Source organism: Belnapia sp. (assembly GCF_059504005.1).
Genome location: NZ_JCACHU010000013.1, coordinates 26,017 through 46,351 on the forward strand (window position 1 = coordinate 26,017; position 20,335 = coordinate 46,351).

The 20,335-nt window shown below is 71.0% G+C and carries 23 protein-coding genes; 13 read left to right on the top strand and 10 right to left on the bottom strand.

The features are described 5' to 3' along the window. The first annotated feature begins 9 nt into the window (after nt 1–9). The 3 genes from AC5JJ1_RS02155 (at nt 10) to AC5JJ1_RS02165 (ending at nt 2,080) form a co-directional block, all read left to right on the top strand. The gene (locus tag AC5JJ1_RS02155) at nt 10–894 is read left to right on the top strand and encodes a quinoprotein relay system zinc metallohydrolase 2 (protein ID WP_495783471.1); all 885 of its coding nucleotides are present in this window, start codon (nt 10–12) and stop codon (nt 892–894) included. A gap of 5 nt (nt 895–899) precedes the next feature. After that, nucleotides 900–1,733 (top strand): quinoprotein dehydrogenase-associated SoxYZ-like carrier, encoded by an 834-nt coding sequence (locus tag AC5JJ1_RS02160; RefSeq protein WP_495783472.1) that lies wholly within the window; start codon nt 900–902, stop codon nt 1,731–1,733. 143 nt (nt 1,734–1,876) lie between these two features. Then, on the top strand, nt 1,877–2,080 hold the full coding sequence (locus AC5JJ1_RS02165; protein WP_495783473.1) for a hypothetical protein: 204 nt from the start codon (nt 1,877–1,879) through the stop codon (nt 2,078–2,080). A 369-nt stretch (nt 2,081–2,449) separates the two neighbouring features. On the opposite strand, the gene AC5JJ1_RS02170 is transcribed toward AC5JJ1_RS02165, so the two are convergent. Then, a complete protein-coding gene (locus tag AC5JJ1_RS02170) occupies nt 2,450–4,342 on the bottom strand; it encodes a GH39 family glycosyl hydrolase (RefSeq protein ID WP_495783474.1) in 1,893 nt (630 codons plus the stop codon). A 125-nt stretch (nt 4,343–4,467) separates the two neighbouring features. On the opposite strand from AC5JJ1_RS02170, the gene AC5JJ1_RS02175 reads away from it, so the two are divergent. Beyond that, nucleotides 4,468–4,743, top strand: a complete 276-nt coding sequence (locus AC5JJ1_RS02175; protein ID WP_495783475.1) for a hypothetical protein — start codon at nt 4,468–4,470, stop codon at nt 4,741–4,743. A gap of 197 nt (nt 4,744–4,940) precedes the next feature. Here the strand turns inward: AC5JJ1_RS02175 and AC5JJ1_RS02180 are convergent, their stop codons facing one another. Continuing rightward, nucleotides 4,941–5,408, bottom strand: a complete 468-nt coding sequence (locus AC5JJ1_RS02180; RefSeq protein WP_495783476.1) for a hypothetical protein — start codon at nt 5,406–5,408, stop codon at nt 4,941–4,943. Nucleotides 5,409–5,583: 175 nt separating this feature from the next. Then, nucleotides 5,584–6,516 carry a transcriptional regulator GcvA gene (gene gcvA / locus AC5JJ1_RS02185; protein WP_495783477.1) on the bottom strand — a complete coding sequence of 311 codons (933 nt, stop codon included), beginning with the start codon at nt 6,514–6,516 and terminating at the stop codon, nt 5,584–5,586. Nucleotides 6,517–6,644: 128 nt separating this feature from the next. Between gcvA and AC5JJ1_RS02190 the strand changes: the two genes are divergently transcribed. The 7 genes from AC5JJ1_RS02190 (at nt 6,645) to AC5JJ1_RS02220 (ending at nt 12,100) form a co-directional block, all read left to right on the top strand. After that, a complete protein-coding gene (locus AC5JJ1_RS02190; protein WP_495783478.1) occupies nt 6,645–7,391 on the top strand; it encodes an SDR family oxidoreductase in 747 nt (248 codons plus the stop codon). Between the two features lie 121 nt (nt 7,392–7,512). Beyond that, nucleotides 7,513–7,992, top strand: coding sequence for a DUF6130 family protein (locus tag AC5JJ1_RS02195; protein WP_495783479.1), 480 nt, complete (start codon nt 7,513–7,515; stop codon nt 7,990–7,992). Between the two features lie 98 nt (nt 7,993–8,090). After that, nucleotides 8,091–8,756 (top strand): VOC family protein, encoded by a 666-nt coding sequence (locus AC5JJ1_RS02200; RefSeq protein WP_495783480.1) that lies wholly within the window; start codon nt 8,091–8,093, stop codon nt 8,754–8,756. 79 nt (nt 8,757–8,835) lie between these two features. Further along, on the top strand, nt 8,836–9,426 hold the full coding sequence (locus tag AC5JJ1_RS02205; RefSeq protein ID WP_495783481.1) for an NADPH-dependent FMN reductase: 591 nt from the start codon (nt 8,836–8,838) through the stop codon (nt 9,424–9,426). Nucleotides 9,427–9,490: 64 nt separating this feature from the next. Further along, complete coding sequence (locus AC5JJ1_RS02210) at nt 9,491–10,087, top strand: peroxiredoxin family protein (RefSeq protein ID WP_495783482.1); 597 nt, start codon at nt 9,491–9,493, stop codon at nt 10,085–10,087. A gap of 684 nt (nt 10,088–10,771) precedes the next feature. Then, nucleotides 10,772–11,053: a hypothetical protein gene (locus tag AC5JJ1_RS02215; RefSeq protein ID WP_495783483.1), complete on the top strand. Its 282-nt coding sequence runs from the start codon at nt 10,772–10,774 to the stop codon at nt 11,051–11,053. A 144-nt stretch (nt 11,054–11,197) separates the two neighbouring features. Continuing rightward, nucleotides 11,198–12,100: a hypothetical protein gene (locus AC5JJ1_RS02220; RefSeq protein WP_495783484.1), complete on the top strand. Its 903-nt coding sequence runs from the start codon at nt 11,198–11,200 to the stop codon at nt 12,098–12,100. A gap of 286 nt (nt 12,101–12,386) precedes the next feature. On the opposite strand, the gene AC5JJ1_RS02225 is transcribed toward AC5JJ1_RS02220, so the two are convergent. Next, the gene (locus AC5JJ1_RS02225) at nt 12,387–12,704 is read right to left on the bottom strand and encodes a DMT family transporter (protein WP_495783485.1); all 318 of its coding nucleotides are present in this window, start codon (nt 12,702–12,704) and stop codon (nt 12,387–12,389) included. A gap of 259 nt (nt 12,705–12,963) precedes the next feature. Then, entirely contained in the window at nt 12,964–13,602 is a 639-nt protein-coding gene (locus AC5JJ1_RS02230; RefSeq protein WP_495783486.1) for a glutathione S-transferase family protein, read from the bottom strand. 187 nt (nt 13,603–13,789) lie between these two features. Between AC5JJ1_RS02230 and AC5JJ1_RS02235 the strand changes: the two genes are divergently transcribed. Continuing rightward, nucleotides 13,790–14,851: a LysR family transcriptional regulator gene (locus AC5JJ1_RS02235; RefSeq protein WP_495783487.1), complete on the top strand. Its 1,062-nt coding sequence runs from the start codon at nt 13,790–13,792 to the stop codon at nt 14,849–14,851. Here AC5JJ1_RS02235 and AC5JJ1_RS02240 read toward each other — a convergent pair. From AC5JJ1_RS02240 to AC5JJ1_RS02255, 4 genes are all read right to left on the bottom strand, one after another. Then, complete coding sequence (locus tag AC5JJ1_RS02240; protein WP_495783488.1) at nt 14,782–15,549, bottom strand: class I SAM-dependent methyltransferase; 768 nt, start codon at nt 15,547–15,549, stop codon at nt 14,782–14,784. The two genes, AC5JJ1_RS02235 and AC5JJ1_RS02240, sit on opposite strands and share 70 nt — an antisense overlap. Beyond that, nucleotides 15,539–16,189 (bottom strand): class I SAM-dependent methyltransferase, encoded by a 651-nt coding sequence (locus AC5JJ1_RS02245; protein WP_495783489.1) that lies wholly within the window; start codon nt 16,187–16,189, stop codon nt 15,539–15,541. The genes AC5JJ1_RS02240 and AC5JJ1_RS02245 overlap by 11 nt, the downstream gene beginning before the upstream one ends. Before the next feature lie 532 nt (nt 16,190–16,721). Then, nucleotides 16,722–17,588 (bottom strand): DUF3750 domain-containing protein, encoded by an 867-nt coding sequence (locus AC5JJ1_RS02250; protein ID WP_495783494.1) that lies wholly within the window; start codon nt 17,586–17,588, stop codon nt 16,722–16,724. A gap of 95 nt (nt 17,589–17,683) precedes the next feature. Beyond that, nucleotides 17,684–18,625 (bottom strand): alpha/beta fold hydrolase, encoded by a 942-nt coding sequence (locus tag AC5JJ1_RS02255; protein WP_495783490.1) that lies wholly within the window; start codon nt 18,623–18,625, stop codon nt 17,684–17,686. Between the two features lie 534 nt (nt 18,626–19,159). Between AC5JJ1_RS02255 and AC5JJ1_RS02260 the strand changes: the two genes are divergently transcribed. After that, nucleotides 19,160–19,339: a hypothetical protein gene (locus AC5JJ1_RS02260; RefSeq protein ID WP_495783491.1), complete on the top strand. Its 180-nt coding sequence runs from the start codon at nt 19,160–19,162 to the stop codon at nt 19,337–19,339. A gap of 128 nt (nt 19,340–19,467) precedes the next feature. Here AC5JJ1_RS02260 and AC5JJ1_RS02265 read toward each other — a convergent pair. Then, nucleotides 19,468–20,335: 4'-phosphopantetheinyl transferase family protein (locus tag AC5JJ1_RS02265; protein ID WP_495783492.1), on the bottom strand; the 868-nt coding region annotated here is incomplete at its 5' end.

Below are 20,335 nucleotides of genomic sequence, written 5' to 3' on the forward strand. Positions count from 1 at the left end.
GCCACCCTGATGGCCGCGGCCCCCGCACCCGCCGAGGATGGCGGCGCGGTGCAGGTGGCGCCCGGCATCTTCGTCCTGCCCGGCGTCATGGAGGAGGCATCCGCCGCCAATCTCGACGGCATCGGCAATGTCGGCTTCGTCGTCGGCGAGGCGGCGGTCGCCGTCATCGACCCGGGCGGCAGCCTGGCGCATGGGCGGCGCCTGCGCCGGGCGGTGGCCGCGGCGACGCCGCTGCCGATTCGCCATCTCATGCTGACCCATGTCCACCCCGACCATGTCATGGGCGGTGCGGCCTTCGCCGATCTCGGCGCCGAGGTGATCGGCCATGCCCGGCTTCCGGCGGCGCTGGCGCAGCGGCACGAATTCTACGCCGCCATGCTGGAGCGGGAGATGGGCAGCGCAGGCAGGGGCAGCGGGGCCCTTGCCCCGACGCGGCTGGTCGAGCCGGGGCGGGAGCTTGCCCTCGACCTCGGCGGGCGCGTCCTCACGCTGACGGCGCATCCGCCGGCCCATACCGACCACGACCTCAGCCTGTTCGATCAAGCGACCGGCACGATCTGGCTTTCCGACCTGCTCTTCGTCGAGCGCATCCCCTCGCTGGACGGCAGCCTGCCGGGCTGGCGCCGGGTGCTGGCGGCGCTTCGGACGGTACCGGCGGCCCGCGCCGTGCCGGGCCATGGGCCGGCCGCGGTTCCCTGGCCTGGCGCTGCGGACCCGCTGCTGCGCTACTTGGAGGCGCTGGAGCGGGAGACGCGCGCCGCCATCGCGGCGGGCATCGGCCTCGCCGAGGCGCCGGCGCGGGTCGCCATCGCCGAGGCGGCGCCATGGGGCCTCGCCGAGGCCTATCACGGCCGCAACGTCAACGCCGCCTACCGCGAACTGGAATGGGAGTAGCCGCCATGATCCGCCGCGCCTTCCCCCGCCGCCCCCTTCTGCTCGGTGCCGCAGCCGCGGGCCTCGCCGGGCCCGGCCTCGCCCAGGGTATCGAGGCCGCCGAGGCGCCGCGCCGCGCCGAGCGCTGGCGCGACCTCAAGGAGGCGATTTTCGGCGACCGCCGGACCGAGCCGGCCGGCCAGGCGATGGTCTTGGAGGCGCCGGCGCGGGCCCTGGATGCCGCGGCGGTGCCCATCTCCCTCCTCCTTGCCGAGGAGGCGGTGCCGCAGGTCCGCGCCCTCTACCTGGTGATCGACGAGAACCCCTCGCCGCTCGCCGCGCGGTTCGAGGCCGGCCCCTCCGGCGACCTGCGGGCGCTGTCGACGCGGGTGCGGGTGGATGCCTACAGCTTCATCCATGCCGTGGCCGAGACCGCGGACGGGCGGCTGATCGAGGCGGCCCGCTTCGTCAAGGCGGCGGGCGGCTGCTCGGCGCCGGTCGGCGGCAATCTGGAGGCGGCGCGGCAGCGCATGGGCCGGATGCGCATGGCGCTGCCGGAAGGGCCGCCGGCGGCCGGCCGTGCGGTGCCGGTCCAGGTGGCGCTCAGCCACCCGAACACCTCCGGCCTGCAGATGGACCAGCTCACCCGCCTCTCCATCCCCGCCGAATTCTTGCGCGAGCTGCGGGTCACCTACCGGGGCGCCGAGGTGCTGCGCATCGAGTCCGACATCGCCATCGCCGAGAACCCGACCTTCGGCTTCATGCTGGCGGGCGAGCCGGGCGGCGAGCTGCGCGTCGCGGCGGTCGACAACCGAGACCGCCGCTTCGAGGGCAGCTGGATGCTGGCCCCGGCAGGCTGACGCATCCGGCGCGGGCAGGATGGCGAACCAACCTACGGGCGAAAAAACCAACCTCGCTCCCGCGCGTCCCTGCTATTGGGGATTCCAGGACCCGGACGGGCACAAGGCGGACGGCCAGGGCTTGTCAACAAGGATTGCCTGCGATGATCGAACTCGTCCTTCTCGTCTGCCTTGCTGGGACGCCGAGTGCCTGCCGCGAGGAGCGGCCCGGATTCGAAGGCCTATCCCTGACATCCTGCATGATGCAGGGGCAGATGCTCGCCGCACGCTGGCTCCTCGAGCACCCGGCACTGACGCTCAGCCGCTGGCGCTGCGAGCCCAGCATTGCGCGGCGGGAGCCGATCTAGCCCCATCGGCGACCGAGGCCGCCTGACGGCACCGGACAGCCACCACCGGGCGGCCGCAGCGTTCGCAGACGACCTCGGCCGGCGCCGGGTCCGGCGGTCCGGGCGTCGACAGGATCGTCGCCTGGCCGGGCCGGAGCATCGCAACGGCGCGGACCGGCACCGGGGCTCCCTTGTCATCCGGGGAGGCCGTCGTCACCACCCGGAATGCCTCGTCCGGTCCACCATGTCGCAGAGTGGGGCCCGCGCCTCGCTGAGCTTGGCAACATGCGCCTGCCCGGGAGCAAGCTCGTCCCGCGGCCGCGGCCGCTGCGGCGAAAGTAAGGGCGGCACCGATTGCCCGGCGTCTGGCTCGCCCTGAACGGTGCCCCTTCAAAGCCGGACCGGCGGGCTCAGCACCAGCGGACTGCGCATCCCGGAGGCCGATATGGCACGTACCCCGTATACATGCGCAGCGCCGCGTGGCGGCGCCGTGTCCACCCACATGGCCGAGCGCAGCGGCAGGGGTGCCACCCGCATCGAACGGCCCTGCCCGCCATCGGCCGCAACCATGCGATGCAGTTCGTAGCCGTAGAAGCCCGGCTCGCGGTTCGGCGTCCAGCGCAGCACGGCGTTGCCCCGCTCCGCCACGGCATCGATCCAACGGGGGGCAGCCGGCGGATCGGGATCGAAGGGCGTCACCCAGACCAACGCCGTGGCATTGGCGTCGAGCGTGAGCGGCAAGCGAAGCCGGCCATTCTTCACCACGAGGCCGCTTCTGATCGGCGTGGCCACGCCGAGCTCGGCCATCATGCGCAGCCGCCGGGCCTCCCTGCCCGGGTCGAGTGCTGCCGGCATCCGTCGCCCCGAGGCGGCGAAGGCATTCGCATGCGTGGCGTCGATGCGGAATTGCGCCAGGTTCACCCGCGGCCAGGGAATATCGCGCAGCTGCCAGTCGATCCGGAGCGGTGGCGCCTTCCCTTCCCTTGCCGAAAAGCGGGTGAACAAAGCGGCGATGCGGTGGTCGTCCAGGGTGACCGCGTGATGCAGGTCGGTATGGGGGAACAGCGCATCCCCCGGCGGCTCGAAGCTGCCGGCCCGGTCGCCCAGCAGGCGGAGCATTTCGTAGAAGGCGAAGACGGGCAGCTTCACCAGATCGTCGGGCGCGGCCGAACTCCGCGTCGCCAGCGACCGCCGCCCGTCGAATGGCTCCCGCACGAGATGCTGGTTGGCATTGTCCGCGGCAGCGAGGAAGCGCAGCCCGCGCCCGGCATAGTGGGTTGTGAGCGCCATATGGGAGATCGCGCTCGCCGCCAGCCAGGCGGGAAAGTGCTCGCCCATCCGCGGCGCGTAGGGCGTGTCGAAGCCGACCTTCATGTCGGCTTCGTTGTTGACGATGGGAAGGCCGCGGGCGCAGCGCTCCGGCACCAGCCGCAGCGCCAGTTCCGCGGTCGTCCTGGCTGCGTCCACCAGTCGCTCGAGCTGCGGCTCCGCCTCCTCCACCACCCAGCTGCCCTTGCGGTGGAAGGAGAGGAAGTCGCAAGGCAGGTCCGGCGAGCCGCGCAGGAACTCCAGGAAGCGCTCCATGAGCTCCGGCCCTTCCCGCGGCGGTATCCACGCAAGGGCCGGGCCGCCGATCCGCACCTGATGGCCGGAGCGCCGCACGGCCTCCGCGGTGGCACGGTAGAGGTCGAGGTAGCGTGCGAAGTCGCCGCGCCAGAAGGGCGGCATGTTCGGTTCGTTCCAGATCTCGAGCCACCAGCGCGCCACCTCCGCCGCCCCGAAGCGCTCCACCGCGCGGTCGAGGAAGGTGCGAACGAGGTGCTGCCAGGATGCGAGGTCGGCGGGCGGCTCGATCGGGGAGGATGAAACGGCGGCCGGGAAGAAGGTCAGCGCCAGGAACGGCACGAAGCCGCGGGACGTGACCGCCGCAATCGCCTCCATCGTCGCCGAGAAATCCATCGCCGCATCCGGCGCGGGCCAGACGCGGCCACTGGTGGTGGGGAAGGTGGCCTCGCGCTCGCCGCTGTTGAGGATGCCGAAGAACCGCACCGCGTCGAAGGCGCCCGGCGAGGCCGCCATCATGTCGAGCAGCCGGGTGTAGCGCGCGTCGAGCAGCCAATCCGCATCGAAGACCCCGACCATGCCGAAGCCGATGGGATCCGGAACCTCGGGCAGGGCCCCAGGCCGAGCCGAGGCAGCAAGCCGGATGCGCCTCGGGGATGCGTCGCTCAGCCGTTCGGCCCCGGCGCTGCGCGGCACGGCCAGCGCGGCGCCCGTCGCCATGGTCCTGAGGAGCGCACGCCGGTCTGGAGCGCCCCCGCCACTGCCCGCCATGCCGCACCTCCCATCCTAATGGGCAATGCCTCGTGCCCTGCCAGCGAACAGAGGCCGCAGCCCATGCCTCTATCATGGAACAGCTCCGTCTTCTCGAAGGCCTGTCGCTGTTCGAGGTTGCCTGTCCCGTCGCCGGCACGGCCCGCATCAGCCATGTCTCCGAGGAATGGTCGCCTGGCGTGGCGGCAACGTGGGGCATCGAATTTTCCTGCCACGCATACGGCTGCGAAGCGGCAACCGCTCGTGCAGCAAGCGTCTCCCGGAACCTGGCTGCCTCCCGGTCGAGCCGCCGACTGCCATGGGAAGTTCAGGATGAGGCAGGTCGGATGGGCCAACTTCCAAGCAGCTGATGCGTTCCATGCCGACAGCCGACGCTCCGGATCGGAGGCGGGCCAATATGGAGGAAGCGCATGAAACTCGTCCTTGCGGGCCTGACAGTGCTCGTCCCGCTGCTTGCTGCACCCGTTTGCCTGGCTCAGGCGCCTCAAGGGGCAGCAGGCCGTGGCCCCGAAGGCAACCTGCAATCCGGTACGGCTATGGGCGGCGCTCAGGAGCGGTCGTCCGGAATGCCGAATGCCGGCACCGCGGCGCAGCCCATGCCGCAGACACATAGCCCCCGCCCCCCGGGCGCGACCGACACCCCAGCCCGCCACAGGCCGGAGGGCAACCTGGGTTCCGGAGCGGCGATGAGCGGCGCCCAGAGGGAAGGCGCGGGCGCTGCGGCAACCGGAGGGGCACCGCCTCCGCCGATGCCGTCCTCCACCGCCAGCCCCCGGCCGCCTGGCGCCGCTACCCCATCCCGATAAGGGGCACTGAGGCGCCGCTTGGACAAGCCGATGCCGGTGCCGGACGGAGCCAGAGCGGCAGCGCCGTCCGCGCATAGCCGATCGTTGCCCTGGACGCGGAGCGCCTTTGCAATAAAGGGCAGCACGTCGATCTCGGGCCGGCGGCATCCGAGGAAGCCGATGGCGGAGACGACGCTGCCATAGGCCGCGGCCGCAAGGGAGCGCGCCAAGCTGCTCCCTCCCCCAGTCTCCAGCACGAGGTCAGCGCCCCGACCACCCGTCAGCCACAGGCGCATCGCCGCCTGATCGGCATTTCCACAGATTCAGCAATGGGCCGAACCAGGCAGCAGCACCGAGCCAATCAGTCAGCTCACTCTGAGCTGCCCCAGGAATCCGCCGAAGCGTTCATGACGCCGCGGGCTGCTGGTTCTCGCGCGCGGCCTCGTCGAGAAGCCAGTTGCGGAACGCCGTGATCGTCGGATCCTCGGCATCCTGCGGGCGGCACACCACGTAGTACGCAAGCTCGCAGCCGAGCACCGGCCCGAACGGGCGAACGAGCCGGCGCTCCGCAAGGTCCTGCGCGACAAGCGTGGTACGGCCGAGGGCCACGCCGCCGCCGGCAATCGCCATGCGGAACGCCGCCGCAGAATCGTCGATGCGCACCCCGCCGTCGCTCCCCGCCGCGGCGAGGCCGGCGCGCTTGTACCAGTCACGCCAGCCCGGGAATTTCGGCTCCGACGCCATGGACATGTCGTGGATGAGCTGGTGATGGCACAAGTCCGCCGGCGAGGCGAGCGGGTGCCGCCCCTTGAGCAGCGAAGGGCTGCAGACCGGGAAGAACAGGTCGGCAGCGAACCGCGTCGCCACGAGCCCCCGCCATTCGCCGCGCCCGTAGCGGATACCGACATCGACGGACTCTGTGGCGAAGTCCACAAGGCTGGTGCGCGTGTCGACCCGAAGGTCGCACTCCGGATGGGCGCGGCCGAAGGCTTCGAGGCGCGGAAGCAGCCATTTGTCGGCGAAGGCCATCGGCACCGTCACGGTGAGCGTGCGCCGTTTCCCGGCCGACCGCAGGCGGTCCATGGCTGCCGACAGGTGCTCGAACCCGGCCCTCAGATCGGGCAGCGCGACCCGCGCGGCCTCGGTCAGGATGAGGCGGGCCGGGCCGGCCTGGGCGCGGTGGAACAGCTCGACGCCAAGCACCTCCTCGAGCCGCCGGATAAGCTGGCCAACCGCCGCGGGCGTGACGTTCAGCTCCTCCGCGGCGAGGGCGAAGCTGAGGTGGCGCGCGGCGGCGTCGAAGGCACGCAGCGCATTGAGGTGCTCGGGGCCACGCATGCCGCCAAACATAATCTATTCAGGTCGCGCAGATCATCTCGTTTGTCGCGCCCGTCGCCCGCCGTCATCCTCCATCTCACGGAACGCGCGCTCCGGCTTCGCAACTCACTGAAGTCAGGAGAATTCCCATGATGCTTTACGGCAAGATTGCCCTCGTCACCGGCGGCACCTCCGGCATCGGCCTCGCCGCCGCCGCCCTGTTCCAGGCCGAAGGGGCGCAGGTCGTCGTGGTCGGCAACGACCCGGACCGGCTCGCCACCGCGGCGGCCACGATCGGTCCGAACACGCTCGCGCTCAGGGCCGACCTGCGGCGGCCGGCCGAGATCGACCGGGTGATGGAGGCGGTGCGCGAGCGCTTCGGCCGGCTCGACATCGTCTTCGCCAATGCCGGCCTGGGTCTGGCCGCGCCGCTCGGCGCCGTCACGGAAGCCCAGATCGACGAGCAGCTCGCGGTCAACTTCAAGGGCCTCTTCTTCACGGTCCAGAAAGCGGTGCCGCTGATGGGCAAGGGCGCCAGCGTCGTCCTGACCACGTCCTTCCTGAATGCGGTCGGGGCGCCCGGCTTGTCGGTCCTCTCCGCCACCAAGGCGGCGGTGCGCTCGCTGGCCCGGTCGCTCGGTGCCGAGCTGGCGCCGCTCGGCATCCGGGTCAATGCGGTGAGCCCCGGCCCGACCAGCACGCCCTTCGCCGGCAAGATGGGCCTCAGCCAGGCCGAGCTGAAGGCCATGGCGGAGGGCGTCGAGGCCCAGGTGCCGCTGCAGCGCTTCGGCGAAGCGGAGGAGGTAGCGCGCGCCGCGCTGTTCCTGGCCAGCCCCGACAGCTCCTACGTCACCGGCACGGAACTCGTCGTCGATGGCGGGCTGTCGCAGATCTAGGCCGCCCCGCCGGGTCCGACCTCGGCAAGAGGCAGCCCCTTCCCCGCCCCACTCCCAAGACTGTCCATCCGGCGGCGCTGCCCCGCAGAGGGCGGCCGCAGACACCAAAAGGAGAAGCACGATGACCAGGATCACCAAGACGCTCGCCGCCGTCGCAGCGGGCACCCTTCTCGCCACGGGCGCCCTCGCCCAGAGCGCGAGCCAGATCCGCGGCGCCTCGCCCTATGCCACCATTGAGAACGAAGCCCCGCCGCGGCTAATCGTGGATCCGCCGCTGCCCGGGCCGCTCGCCCTCGGCATCTTCCAGGCCCAGTACCGGGTCGAGAATCTGCGCATCGTCCCCGTGTTCGGAGCTGGCGCCCTCGCCGTCTCGCCCCGCATCGGGCACCTCCACATCACCGTCGACGACCTTCCCTGGTGGTGGGCGGATGCGAGCGACAACAACACGGTCGACGTGGCCGGGCTGCCGCCGGGTGACCACAAGGTCAAGATCGAGCTCGTCGACGCCAGCCACTCGGTCTTTCCGGGGCAGGTGGTGACGCTGTCCTTCACGGTCCCGGCAGGGGCGCAGGCCACCCATCACGGGCATGCCGCCAAATAGGACGATCGCAAGCAGCTCCATGCGTCTCCCTGCCGAGGCGCACGGAATACGGAAGAAATCCACCCGAAACCCTGATTCCCTTGTTGAGGAGAAGAGCCATGACAACCACCATCGATACGGCGAAGACCCGGGCGCCGGACATGAAGCTCGAGGTCATCGTCATCCCGGTGTCGGACGTCGACCGCGCCAAGCGGTTCTATGCCGGGCTGGGCTGGAGGCTCGACGCGGATTTCGCATCCGGCAGCGACTGGCGCGCGGTGCAGTTCACGCCGCCCGGCTCCGGCGCCTCGGTCATCTTCGGCACCAACCTCACCGCGGCCGCGCCCGGCTCCGCCCGGGGCCTCTACCTCGTCGTCTCCGACATCGAGGCTGCCCGCCGGGAGCTGCTCGGCCGCGGCGTGGATGTCAGCGAGACCTTCCACAGCGCCGACGACGCCTATACGGGAACGGACGAGCCCTATCTCTTCGGGCGGCGTCGGGTCGCCGGCGCGGATCCGCAGCGCCGCAGCTACCGCTCGCACGCCGCCTTCAGCGATCCGGACGGCAATGGCTGGCTGCTGCAGGAGGTCACCGAGCGGCTCCCGGGCCGCGTGGAGGCGGACACGACCTTCGCCTCCGTGACCGACCTCGCGGCCGCCCTCCGGCGCGCCGCGGCGGCGCATGGCGAGCATGAGCAGCGGACCGGCGGGCACGATGCGGACTGGCCCGACTGGTACGCCGAGTACATCGTCAGCGAGCAGGCCGGCAAGCCGCTGCCGCGCTGAGGTCGCTCCGTCACCAGCGACGGTCCGCCGACGGCCGGCGGACCGCACGCTGCCCGAAACCCGCCGTTGAGCAAGTGCCATGAACAACCGCATCCTCGTTTTCTATGGGTCCTATCGATCCGACCGGACGGGCATCAGGCTCGCTGAATTCGTGGTCGACCGGCTACGGCGTCGCGGCGATGATGCCGAGCTGATCGACGCGAAGGCGGTCAACCTCCCGATGCTCGACCGGATGTACAAGGAGTACCCGAAGGGTGAAGCCCCCCCGGCCCTGGAGCAGCTGGCGCACAAGATCCGTGGCGCCGACGGCTTCGTCTTCGTGACCGGCGAGTACAACTGGGGCGTCCAGCCCGGGCTGAAGAACCTCACCGACCACTTCCTGGAGGAGTGGTTCTGGCGGCCCGCCGCGATCGTGAGCTACTCCGCCGGCCGCCTGGCGGGCGCACGGGCCGCCACCGCATGGCACGGCACGCTCTCCGAAATGGGCATGATCGTCGTCTCGAGCACGATCGCGGTCGGCCCGATCGGGCAGACCCTGTCGCCCGCAGGCGAGCCGACCGGCGAGAGCGGCCAGGCACTCGAGCGTGCCTTCCCGCGCTTTGCCGACGATCTCGCCTGGTGGGCCGAGGCAGCGAAGGCCCAGCGGCAGCGAAGGCAGCCGCCCTACTGACCGCGGACACGTCGAGCCCGGCGACGGAAGCTGTCCGGGCAAAGTTGCCGCAGAGGATGCCGCCATGCGACCCGACATCACCCCAGGAGCCGCCTTCCCCGACTACGAGTTGGCCGACCACACCGGCAAGCGCCGGAAGCTCTCCGACCTGCAGGGACAACACCCCCTGGTCCTCGTGCTCAGCCGCGGCGGGTTCTGCCCCAAGGACCGCCGGCAGCACGAAGGCCTGGTCCGGCTCCACCGCGAGCTCGAGGTTGGCTACTGCCGGCTCGTCACCATCAGCACCGACAGCATCGTGGAAACCAACGAGTTCAGGACCGGCATGGGCGCCCACTGGACCTTCCTGTCCGATACCCGGCGCGTGGTTCAGAAGGACCTCGACATCGCCGAGTACACCGACCCAACCCACAACCCCATGATCCCGCACACGCTCGTGCTCGAGCCCGGTCTGATCATCCACAAGATCTATATGGGCTACTGGTATTTTGGGCGCCCGACCGTGGAAGAGCTGCGCCAGGACCTCCGCGCCGTCCTCAGGAAATGCCGACCCGATTGGGACATCGGTACGCCTGACCTAAGGGCAGCATGGCGCGATGGGAAGAAGGAGTTCTTCTACCCTTACGGCAAGAGCTACTCCCAGACGATTGGCGAGCAGGATTAGGGACCAAACACAGGTGCCGCCTTCCGCAACACCTGCTGCGGCGCTCAGCTCATGTCGGGCATGCCTCCTCGCATAGCAGTCAGTCCTCTGGGAGACGTGCCCCGCTTCGGCCTATGCCAACTCCGACCACCAAGCCATCAAGCGGGATGTGCGGATGACCGGAACTTTCCTGCCCAAGGACGCACGGGTTGCGCCTTGGATCGGTAGTTCCTGCGACGGCTCAGTCCCCGTGCTTCCGGGACTGCACCTGCATCCGCGGCAACCACCTGACATCGGGCGGGCTTCGGCAGCCTTGGTTCAGGTCACGCACAACCAGCCGCGCGCAATACAGGTCGGAAGGACATTGCCACCACGCCGCGGTGCGGGAGCACTGGAGCGGGCCCGCCTTCACCGATCCTGGTTGGGGCCGCAACCATCGCTGCCCCCCGGACTTTTGCCTAACATCGCTAGGAGGCGCGGGTGGTTGAGCATGGGACCGGCTCTCGGACATTGGACGGCCTGACGGACAGTCTCTGGGGAGCCTTCGGCTTCGGCGTCCTGGCGGGACTGCGCAGCATGTCGGCAGCGGCCGCGCTGGCCTGGGCTGCCTCGCTCGGAGGCATACGGATCGGATGGATCCCCTCCGGGCCCGAGACACGCAGCCTTGCGACGATCGCTGCCCTTGCCGAGATGGCTGGCGACAAGATGCCGTTCGCGCCCGACCGCCGCATCGTGCCCTCCTTCCTGGTGCGCCTCGCCCTTGGGGCGGTCGGCGGGGGAGCGCTGGCCGAGCGCGGCGCCTGGAGAGCGGAGGGTGCCGTAACCGGCATCGCCGGGGCCGTCGCTGGCACCCTCCTCGGCCGCACGGCGCGAGGCGCCAACACGCGAACCGGCCGCGACTGGGCACGCGCCCTTACCGAGGATGCCTTGGCGGCCAGCCTCGCCATAGCGCTCGTCCGCTCGGCTGCGCGGCAGGGCAGGAGGTAGACGGAACGGTCAGCCCTGCCTGTCGGCGGCTCGACGCGATCCGATCGAGGTTGCCCAGGGAGGTCACCCGTCCACCCCAGGCGCCGCCACGGCCGGATCGAAGCTCGGCAGATGACGCGGTGCGGCATGCGGAGGGTTCAACCGGTGGCGGACGAGAGGCCGGAATTCAGCGTCGCGCAGCAAGGTGAGGGCGACGGCGCGCCTGGGGCGACCGCAGCCTTTCCCTATGATCGCATGACAGTGGAGCGCTTCCGCGAGGCCTTCCCGAAGGCGCGTTGGCGCGACGACCTGGGAGCCTGGTTCGTGCCGGGTCAGCGGGCAGAACGGCGCCTGACCACATGGATGGGCCGGGAATGGTCAGGCGTCCTGGCCTATGCCGACCAGCGCGGTCGCGACGCCTTCGCGTTCGAGCCGATCACGAGCCCCTACCTTGAAATCGCCGATGGCTTCGTGGTGAGGACGCCGTACTCCCGGACCGTCATCGCCGAGTTGCGGGCGGTGCCATGGGCCCGCTGGGATCCTGCCCTGAAGGCTTGGCGCATACCCTTCCGCTCCATCGAGGAGTTGCGCCGGCACTGGCCCGCCATCGAGGGCGCGGCCCGCCTGGCGGAGCCCGAGGAGCGGCGAAAACGCGAGGAAGACCGCAAGGCTTCTCCCGGCCACCCGGACAGGCGCGCCGACGCAGCGGAGCGCCGCCGCCATCGGTATCCCGTGCCGGACGACGCACAGCCGCCGCTCGACCGTGTGCTCATGACCCATGCAGGATGCCTGGTGTTCGAATGCATCACGGGCGAGCTTGCCGAGCCGGAACTAGCCATGCGCTTCTACCCCGATGTCGCTGCTGGTTCAGCCACGCTGATCTGGGCGCGGTGGCGAAGGCCGGATCATGCCGAACTGGTTCAAGCTTGGCCCGCACGGACTCCGCCAAGCTCGTCCGACCTGGCGCGCGGCTGGTGGCAGCCGACGATCAAGGTATTGCGGGAGGAGCGCCGAAAGGCGGCATCGCTCGAACGTGCCCTGGCGACGCGTCGCTCCAAGAAACAGTAGGCGACAACTTCAGCTCCCCCGCGGAAAAGTCGCGGCGGCATTCGGGTCCTGCAATCTGATCATCGCATCACAGCCCGAGCTCCGTGCCCGCGCCACCGGGAGCACAAGGGTATGCATAGTACGCGAGCAGCAAAGCTCGCGGCGATTAGAGCCGCGATGCGCTTCGGGACGCGGCCTTGAGGCGTCGGCCTCCCATGCAGTGCGATGCCAGGCCATCGACCGCGACGGCAGCCCCGTCGCCACCCTGCCGAGCGAGCACCGCCCATGACGGCGGCGTGCCCAGCATTCAGGCCTCGACGATCTTGAGGAGGACCACGCCGCCGAGGATTAGCGCGAGGCCGAGCAGGCGCATGGGCGATGCGGCCTCGCCCAGGACGAGAATGCCGGCGAGCGCGACGCCGAGTGCGCCGATGCCGACCCACACTCCGTAGGCCGTCCCCACCGGCAGCGCCTTCAGGACGGCGGAGAGCAGCACGAAGCTGACGATCGCGCTCGCAATACCGACGAAGCTCGGCCAGAGGCGGGAGAAGCCATTGGCCTGCTTCAGGGCGAGCGCCCAAACGACCTCGAGCAGTCCGGCGGCGACGAGGGCGATCCAGGCCATGGGGGCCTCCTGGTGTATGACGCTTGGGGGGTAGCATCCTGCGGCCAAGCCTGACGGCGCACGCGGCCGCATGCGGTCCGCCACCCCGCCAGGCCTGATGGCGCCTGCGCAGGGGGCCTGGGAGGACGAAGCCCGGGCGGAGATCGTCCAACGCCGCGCTTGGGGCCAGGGCAGCTTGGCCACGGCAACGGCGACCGGCAGGGAGGCTGCGCGGCGAGGCCCGGCACCGAGGCGGGCTGCCGCATCGGGCGGAACGGGTTCAGGCGGCGTCCGGCCGCGGCGCCAGGTCGGGCACGCGCAGGCCGCGCGTCACGGCCGGCCGCTGCGCGATGACGTCGAACCAGCGCGCCAAATGCGGGGTGTCCCCCAGCGTGAAGCCGAGCTTGCCGACCGCGGCATTGACCCAGGGCCAGGTCATGACGTCGGCTATGCCGTAGGGGCCGGCAAGGTGCTCCTGCCTCGCCAGGCGCCCGTCGAGGACAGCGAAGACGCGCCGCGCCTCGCGCTCGAACCGCGCAATGACGGCCGGCAGCTTCTCCTCGGCGAAGACGGCGAAGTTCCAGTACTGGCCCAGCGTCGGCCCGACATGCGCGGCCTGGAACAGAACCCATTCCAGGGTGTCGCGCTGCGCGGCATCCGTGGGCGGCAGCAGGCGGCCCGAGCGCTCCGCAAGATAGAAGAGGATGGCGCCGCTCTCGCGCACCACCCGGCCCATATCCGGGTCGACGATCACCGGGATCTTGTTGTTCGGATTGAGCGCGAGGAAGGCCGCGGCACGCTGCTCGCCGCGCTCGATATCGACGACGCGCACCTCGTAGGGCAGGCCGACCTCCTCGAGCATGATCGAGGCCTTGTGGCCGTTCGGGGTCTGGTAGGTGTGGAGCTGAATCGGGGTCACCGGGGTTCTCCTCATGCGGCGCAGCGCATCCTGCCGCGGTGCCCCAAACCTGGCCGCTCCCCGGCACGAGTGCGATCTGCGAGTGCGCCGTCACCGATTGCGCCGATGCACAGGTGGACAGTCCGCCCCGCGCTTGCCCTCCCCCCTCGCCTCCTGGCAGCCTGCCGACGGCAACCGGACAGCGGCGATGGCGCATACCCCCCGTCACATCGAATGGGACGACCTGCGCTACGTCCTTGCGGTGGCCGAGCATGGTGGCCTCGCGGCCGCCGCCCGCGTGCTCGGGGTGAACCACACCACCGTGCTCCGGCGGGTGAACGGCTTCGAGGAGGCGCACGGGCTCCGGTTGTTCGAGCGGCTGCCGTCGGGCTACGCGCTGACGGCCGGCGGCGAGGAGATGCTCGCTACGGCCCGGCGCATGGCCGAGACCGTGGCCGAGCTCGAGCGGCGACTCTCCGGCCAGGACCTCCGGCTCGAGGGCACGCTCCGGGTCGCGACGACGGACACGCTCATGGCCTCGCTCCTGCCGGGCGTCCTGGCGCGGTTCCACGCGGCGCATCCGGGCATCGTCGTCGAGGTCGCGGTATCCAACCTCTTTGCGAACCTCACGCGGCGGGATGCCGATGTCGCCATCCGGCCGGCCGCGTCGCCGCCCGAGACGCTAGTCGGCCGGCGCGTCGCCGATGTCGCCTTCGCCCTTTACGCCGCGCCCGGCCTGGCGGTGCCCGGGGACGAAGACCTCGGCGCCGCCTGGATCGGGTTGGACGATAGCCTCGCAGGGTCGACCATCGCAGCCTGGATGCGGAACGCCCTGCCCGAGGCGCGGATCGTCCTGCGTTGCGACACGCTGGTCGGCGCGGCAGCCGCGGCAGCCGCAGGGCTCGGCGTCGCGGCGCTGCCCTGCTATCTCGGGGATGGCTGGCCCGGGCTGCGGCGCATCGCCGGCCCCGTGCCCGAGATGACGACCGCGCTCTGGGTGCTGACCCACGAGGATCTCCGGCGGACCGCCCGCGTCTCCGCCTTCACCGAGTTCGCGGCCGAGGCCTTCGCCGCAAGGCGGGCGCTGTTCGAGGGGCGCGAGCCCGCCGCGGCCTGGCAGGATCAAGCCCTGGCTGCGCCAGATCTACCGAAGCCGATGGGCCAGCGGGACACTGAACCCGCTGCTTGGCAGGACCCCGATTACGCGCCGCACGGGACGATGCGCTCGGGCATAAGGGGCTCCGCCGGGGGTTCGAACACCGCAAGGTAGACCGACCGCCCCTCGATCCAGTGCCACGCTACCTCCCGATAGCCCGCGGCCGCGAGTTCACAGGACAGCAGCGCGCGGGGGGTACCATGCGCCAGCACAGGGCCGTCCACGTCCAGGATCGCCACCCGCCCGCCGGGCCGCATCGCCGGAACCAGGTTGGTGAGCAGGCCGAAGGGCTGCGCGATCTCATGGTACATGTGGACCAGCAGCGCGAGGTCGACCGAGCGCGGCGCGAGGTGCGGGTCATGGGGCTCGCCGAGCACGAGCGACACATTGCCCAGCCGCTCGCGCGCGACGCGCTGTCCGAGGCGGCCGAGCGTCCTCCGGTCCACATCCTGGGCGATGACGCGGCCTCCGGGGCCGACGCGCTGCGCCAGCCGGCCGACATAGTAGCCGGCACCGGCACCGATATCGGCGACCGCCATGCCGGGACGGATGCCGAGCAGGTCCATGACCCTGGCGGCTTCGCCGGCGCGCTCGCGGCTGTCCTCGCTCGCCCACTGGTCGGATATGATGCTGGCCACCGGGCGTTGCGGCCTCGGGAACCGCTCGGCGGCCAGGCCAGGCGGTGCTGCGGCCGACACCCCGGCCTCGGGCGCGGCGGCAGAGCAGGCGGACACGACCAGCGCCGCGGCCGCGCCTGCCAGCCCGGCCAGGAGCGACGCCGCGGCGACGCGTCCGTTGCAGCTAGCCCTCATCGCCTTCTCCCTTGCGCCCGATCACGGCCCAGAGCGGGTCCCTGCCCCACCGCCCCGGCGACGCCAGTTCCTGCGCCTCCACCTCGGGAAAGCCGGCGCGCCGCAGGTAAAGCGACACCAGCCCGCACTGATCCTGCCCCTCGAGGCCCTGCCAGATCGCCACCGCCTTCGTGGGGAAGCAGCGGTTGGAGAACGTGATCGCCACGACGCCGCCCGGCCGCAGCACGCGCGCCACCTCGCGCAACACCTCGACCGGCCGCTGGAGATACTGGATGGAGACGCAGATGCCGACCGCGTCCACGCTCGCATCGGCGAGCGGCAGCTTGGGATCGCGGTTCAGGTCCTGCACGAACCAGCGGTCAAGCCGCGGGTTGGCGGCCAGCTCCGCCGCGTTCATGCCATGGCCGATGACCTCGGCATAGCTGACCTTCTCCGGCAGATGGCTGACCCAGCTCGACATCAGGTCGAGCACCGTGCCATCGGCAGGAAAGACCCCGCGATAGAGCCCGGTCACGGCCGCGATGGCGCCGTCGTCGATATGGGTGACGAAGCGAGGCTCGGCGTAGAACATCGCGTCCGGCAGGGGGTCAGCCTTGGCGAAAGCGCGTGGCGGCAGTTCGGGCAAGCCGTCCTCGGTCATGGCGATGGAATCTCCTGAGGGACCGTCCTGCGCAGGTGGGGCGGCCCTGGGGCTTGCCAACCTGGGGCGTTACGACCGGGCATCGCCGATGGCCGAGGCCAAGCAAATGGCTGGTTGCGGGGTCCGGCGACCTCCCGTCGTGGCCGGCCACGGGCCTTCCAGGGCCCGTTCCCCGCGTTGCGCCCGTCCGGCATCCAGTACCCGGCTCCGAGGCATCCGATCCCGGTTCTCACCCAGGCCCGGCCGCGGCGCGGCAGCTCACCGAAACGGGCGGGTTCCAGCAGATCGAAGGAGGCCGGCAGGCAGTGCGCGGTCACGGCCAGGCAGCGTGCGCCCGACGGCGCCTTCCCGCTCCGCCCTGGCCGCGGCGATGAGGCAATCCAGGCCAGCGCCGTGCCTGAGCGCACCGACGATGCTGGATGTCGACATCCCTGAACGGCGCCCAGGCTGCACCGAGGGCGCCGACGCGAGAATTCAGGCAAGCCGCAGCAGCCCGGGGCCGGGGGTCATCCTTCCGCGCGGATGAGCATACCTATCCCACGCCGGCCGGAGCGGCGACTTTTTCGGCCTCGCCGAAGCCGATGCGGCCGAGGCCCGGCAGCTTGATCGCCGGCCGCCGGAGGTCGAGCCCGGCAACCGCCCCCAGGATGTTCACCTCCAGCCCTTCCACCCAACCAAGGGTGATGCCGGCATAACCGCCAAGGCTCAACCGGATCCCGGTGCCGGTCCGCCGCAGCCAGCGCCCGTCATAAGGGTAGTCCTTGCCGATCGCCGTGGGCGGCAGCACTGCCTTGATATCCGGTACCGCGTCCATCACCGCGGCGACGAAGGTGTTGGAGTTCGGCCCCGGCCAGGGTCGGTAGTCACCCCGGTTGCGCCAGGCATAGCCGGTGATCGCCGCCTGCATGCGGGGGATGAGCGCCTCGGCCGCCGGGCCGTCGGCCGCGAAGACCAGTTCCGGCGAGCGGCCGAACCAGCGGCCATCCGGCTCGAAGCCGTTCATGCGGATCGGCTCGCCCCAGGCGGTGTAGTCGTAGCGGGTGTAGGAGGCGGCGCCCTCGGGCTTGAAGACGATCCAGCAATGGACTGCGAAGATGCCGCGCCACCGAACCGTCTGCGCGGCCAGGATGCGCACCACGGCAGCCTGGTGCCGCGCCGGCGGCGGCAGCAGGCCGATGCTGGACCGGTCGGCGGTCTGCCAGCCGGCACCGCCCCCTTCGACACGGTACAGGGCTGCCGAGACGGCCAAGGGAAGGAGGAAGAAAAAGGCGAAGAGCAGCAGCGCAGGCTTCAGGATCGACATCGTCTCCCAGAGATTGGCCGGCGAAGCCGAAACGCCAGCCCCGCTGCGGACATAGCGGCACCGGCCCGCCTCCGGCCGGTCGTCGCCGCCTGCCATGGCCGTCACGGATACCGGGCCAAGGGCGATTTGCCTGCGCGGCAGCCTGCCGTCCGGCCGCCTGCCCGGAACGTCGGCGTCCGCGTGGCCGAAGGTCAGCCGCCCTCTTCGCCGTCAAGGAACGCCAGCAGCGCCCGCGCCGAGGCCTCCGGCGCCTCCTCCATCGGCACATGGCCGACCCCGGGCAGGATCACCGTCCGCGCATCGGGCAGGGCGCGCTCGTAGTCGGGCGCGTGGGAGGCGGGCACCGCGCCGTCCCGCTCACCCCACAGCAGCAGCACCGGCAGGTGGATGGTCGCCAGGAGCGGCTCGGGCGGCACGAGGCGCGTCTGCAGCACCCGATCGAGGATGGCGTGCCGTACCCCGGGAGCGAGCAGCATGGCGTGGTACCGGTCCACCACGGCATCCGTCAGCACGCCGGGGACGGCATAGGCGTTCTGCATCGCCCTGCGCAGAAGCGGCCTCGGCGCGCTGTAGGGCAGCAGCCGCATCAGCCAGGGCAGCCGTTCGGGCGCACGGCCATACTCGCGTCCCAGGCTTGCAAAACCGTCCGGCGCCATGAGGACGAGCTTCGAGACGCGCGCCGGCTCGGCCGCGGCGAAGCGCCACGCGATTCGCCCGCCCATGGAGGAACCGACCACCGCCGCCTTCCCGATGCCGAGCCGGTCCATCAGCGCCCCCAGCACGGCGATGCTCCGCTCGTCGGAATAGTCGCCGGTCGGGTCCGGCCCGGTCAGGCCGAAGCCCGGCAGGTCGAGCGAGATGACGCGGAAGCGCTTCTCCAGCAACGGCGCCCACGCCTCCCAGGTATGCAGGGAGGAGCCGAAGCCGTGGATCAGCAGCACGGTTGCGCCGTCGCGCGGCCCGGTGTCGCGGACATGGAGCCGCACCCCCGCCGCCTCCAGGAACTGCGAGGGTGGCCGCGCCCAACGGCGCTCCAGCGTGGCACGCGGCAGGTCGGGGCTGTAGAGCCAGATCCCCGCTCCCATCAGCAAGACGCCCAGCGTCACGGCGATGGCAATCACAGCCCGTCCCATTCCAGCCCCTGTCGCCGCCGTCTATCGGCAGGCCTCGGCGCTGGATATGCGGCAGGCCTCGCGCTTGTCATCGGACGCGCCGACGCGTGGCGCCGCTTCGCGGCGGAAGGGGGATCCGGCGCAAGCTTTGAAGCCCGCCCGATTGCGCAACGGAGCGGCGGCAAGGCTGGCCGTTGCGCCGGTACGGACGGATGTCGGGTTTACTGTTTCCCGGCTCTGCCAACGACCGGCCGATGATGCATCCTTTCCCTAAGAACGGATCGCCGCAGGAGGGCTTCGCCAGGACCCACGCCGCAGCCTGGCAATCGGGTCGCGGAGAGTCGATGGTGCGGGCTTCTCAACCTGATGGACAGCCTGAGGCGGTAGCGGATGCGACCGCCGGAGCCCGGCAATGGTCGACTGCCCGTCGCACGGCCCTCGAGTCATCAGGGCTGATCTCGAAGGGCGGGCTCCTCGCCATGCCTCCGGCGCGACGGCGCGTTCAGACCGGCGCAATGCAGGAGGCGGGCGCTGACTTCCGAAGCAGCGGACGGGGTGGCCCGGGTCCTGGGCGACGCGGGGGCGATCGCCGCGCTCGTCGAGAACGCCGTCGAGGCGGAGCCGCCCGGTGGCACGGTCCTCGTCCGCCTGGGCCCTGGCCCGAAAGTCTTCGTGGAGGATCATGAGCGAGGCGCCCCGGAGGCGGAGCGGCAGGCGGTGTTCGAGCCGTTCTGACGCGGGCGCGAGACGTCGCGCGGCACCGACCTCGGCCTTGCGATCGGGCGCGAGGTCGCCCGGCTGCATCCGGTGGCCGGATGGGTCGCCTTTGCCAGCATCGGCTTCCTCCCGACCTCGTCGTCCCGCTAGGCGCCACTGGGAAGCCCAAGCCGGCACTCCGACGCCGACATTGGCGCAGATGCCAGCTTTGCGGCGTGGAGAATCCTGCGCAGGGATAGCGCAGCCACCCGTGGCCCCAGGCCAGCGCCGGGCGGCAAGCCGGGTCGCCGCGAGGAAGCGACGGCCACGGCCCCCACATAGCCGGGCTCGGGCAGCACCGTATCGACCTGCCAGGACGTTCCAAGCCAGGTCACGACGGCTTGGTGGCCCAGGGCATCGCCTGGCGCAAGCAGCACCTCGACCGCCGAAGGTGGGACGGAAAGGCCCTGCCCCGTCGCCTTCAGGATGGCTTCCTTGCGCGTCCAGCAGCGCATGAAAAGCTCGCGCCGGAGCGCAGGCTCCGCCTGCTCGAAGACCTCGCCCTCCCGGGCGGACAACGCCACCTCGGCCAGGGCCGCGACATCGAGCGACGTCGCCAGGCATTCGATGTCCACGCCGAGCGGCTGCGCGGCAACCCCGATCAGGACATGGTCCCCGGAGCGCGAGAGGCTGAAGTGGAGCCCCTCGCCGCCATCGCCCACGACAGGCTTGCCGGTCGGCCCGGTGCGCAGCGCCACGTCCTTCGGCGGCATGCCGGTGAGATGCCCAAGCAGCCACCGCAGCGCGGCATGGCTTGCGACATAGCGCCGCGCATCGCGCTCGAAGGCGAAGCGGTTCGCGCGGTCGGCCTCCTGCGCCGACAGCAGGGGAAGCAGTTCCTGCCACCCCGGATACTCCAGGCTTGCGTGCCACAGCCGCACGGCATGGCGCTGCGCTGCAGGCAAGCCCATGGGATCGGGGCGGCCCTGCTGGTGCATCAGCCCGAGGTTGCGAGAGGCGAGGTACGGATGCGGG

What these genes read in the sequence shown, in the direction of transcription:
- AC5JJ1_RS02190 (WP_495783478.1), top strand. Translation starts at nt 6,645, where the DNA reads ATGATGCTTTACGGCAAGATTGCCCTCGTCACCGGCGGCACCTCCGGC.
- AC5JJ1_RS02200 (WP_495783480.1), top strand. Translation starts at nt 8,091, where the DNA reads ATGACAACCACCATCGATACGGCGAAGACCCGGGCGCCGGACATGAAG.
- AC5JJ1_RS02250 (WP_495783494.1), bottom strand. Translation starts at nt 17,588, where the DNA reads ATGGCAGGCGGCGACGACCGGCCGGAGGCGGGCCGGTGCCGCTATGTC.
- AC5JJ1_RS02245 (WP_495783489.1), bottom strand. Translation starts at nt 16,189, where the DNA reads ATGACCGAGGACGGCTTGCCCGAACTGCCGCCACGCGCTTTCGCCAAG.
- AC5JJ1_RS02165 (WP_495783473.1), top strand. Translation starts at nt 1,877, where the DNA reads ATGATCGAACTCGTCCTTCTCGTCTGCCTTGCTGGGACGCCGAGTGCC.
- gcvA (WP_495783477.1), bottom strand. Translation starts at nt 6,516, where the DNA reads ATGCGTGGCCCCGAGCACCTCAATGCGCTGCGTGCCTTCGACGCCGCC.
- AC5JJ1_RS02210 (WP_495783482.1), top strand. Translation starts at nt 9,491, where the DNA reads ATGCGACCCGACATCACCCCAGGAGCCGCCTTCCCCGACTACGAGTTG.
- AC5JJ1_RS02225 (WP_495783485.1), bottom strand. Translation starts at nt 12,704, where the DNA reads ATGGCCTGGATCGCCCTCGTCGCCGCCGGACTGCTCGAGGTCGTTTGG.
- AC5JJ1_RS02155 (WP_495783471.1), top strand. Translation starts at nt 10, where the DNA reads ATGGCCGCGGCCCCCGCACCCGCCGAGGATGGCGGCGCGGTGCAGGTG.
- AC5JJ1_RS02175 (WP_495783475.1), top strand. Translation starts at nt 4,468, where the DNA reads ATGGAACAGCTCCGTCTTCTCGAAGGCCTGTCGCTGTTCGAGGTTGCC.
- AC5JJ1_RS02215 (WP_495783483.1), top strand. Translation starts at nt 10,772, where the DNA reads ATGCCGTTCGCGCCCGACCGCCGCATCGTGCCCTCCTTCCTGGTGCGC.
- AC5JJ1_RS02235 (WP_495783487.1), top strand. Translation starts at nt 13,790, where the DNA reads ATGGCGCATACCCCCCGTCACATCGAATGGGACGACCTGCGCTACGTC.
- AC5JJ1_RS02160 (WP_495783472.1), top strand. Translation starts at nt 900, where the DNA reads ATGATCCGCCGCGCCTTCCCCCGCCGCCCCCTTCTGCTCGGTGCCGCA.
- AC5JJ1_RS02205 (WP_495783481.1), top strand. Translation starts at nt 8,836, where the DNA reads ATGAACAACCGCATCCTCGTTTTCTATGGGTCCTATCGATCCGACCGG.
- AC5JJ1_RS02170 (WP_495783474.1), bottom strand. Translation starts at nt 4,342, where the DNA reads ATGGCGACGGGCGCCGCGCTGGCCGTGCCGCGCAGCGCCGGGGCCGAA.
- AC5JJ1_RS02255 (WP_495783490.1), bottom strand. Translation starts at nt 18,625, where the DNA reads ATGGGACGGGCTGTGATTGCCATCGCCGTGACGCTGGGCGTCTTGCTG.
- AC5JJ1_RS02195 (WP_495783479.1), top strand. Translation starts at nt 7,513, where the DNA reads ATGACCAGGATCACCAAGACGCTCGCCGCCGTCGCAGCGGGCACCCTT.
- AC5JJ1_RS02240 (WP_495783488.1), bottom strand. Translation starts at nt 15,549, where the DNA reads ATGAGGGCTAGCTGCAACGGACGCGTCGCCGCGGCGTCGCTCCTGGCC.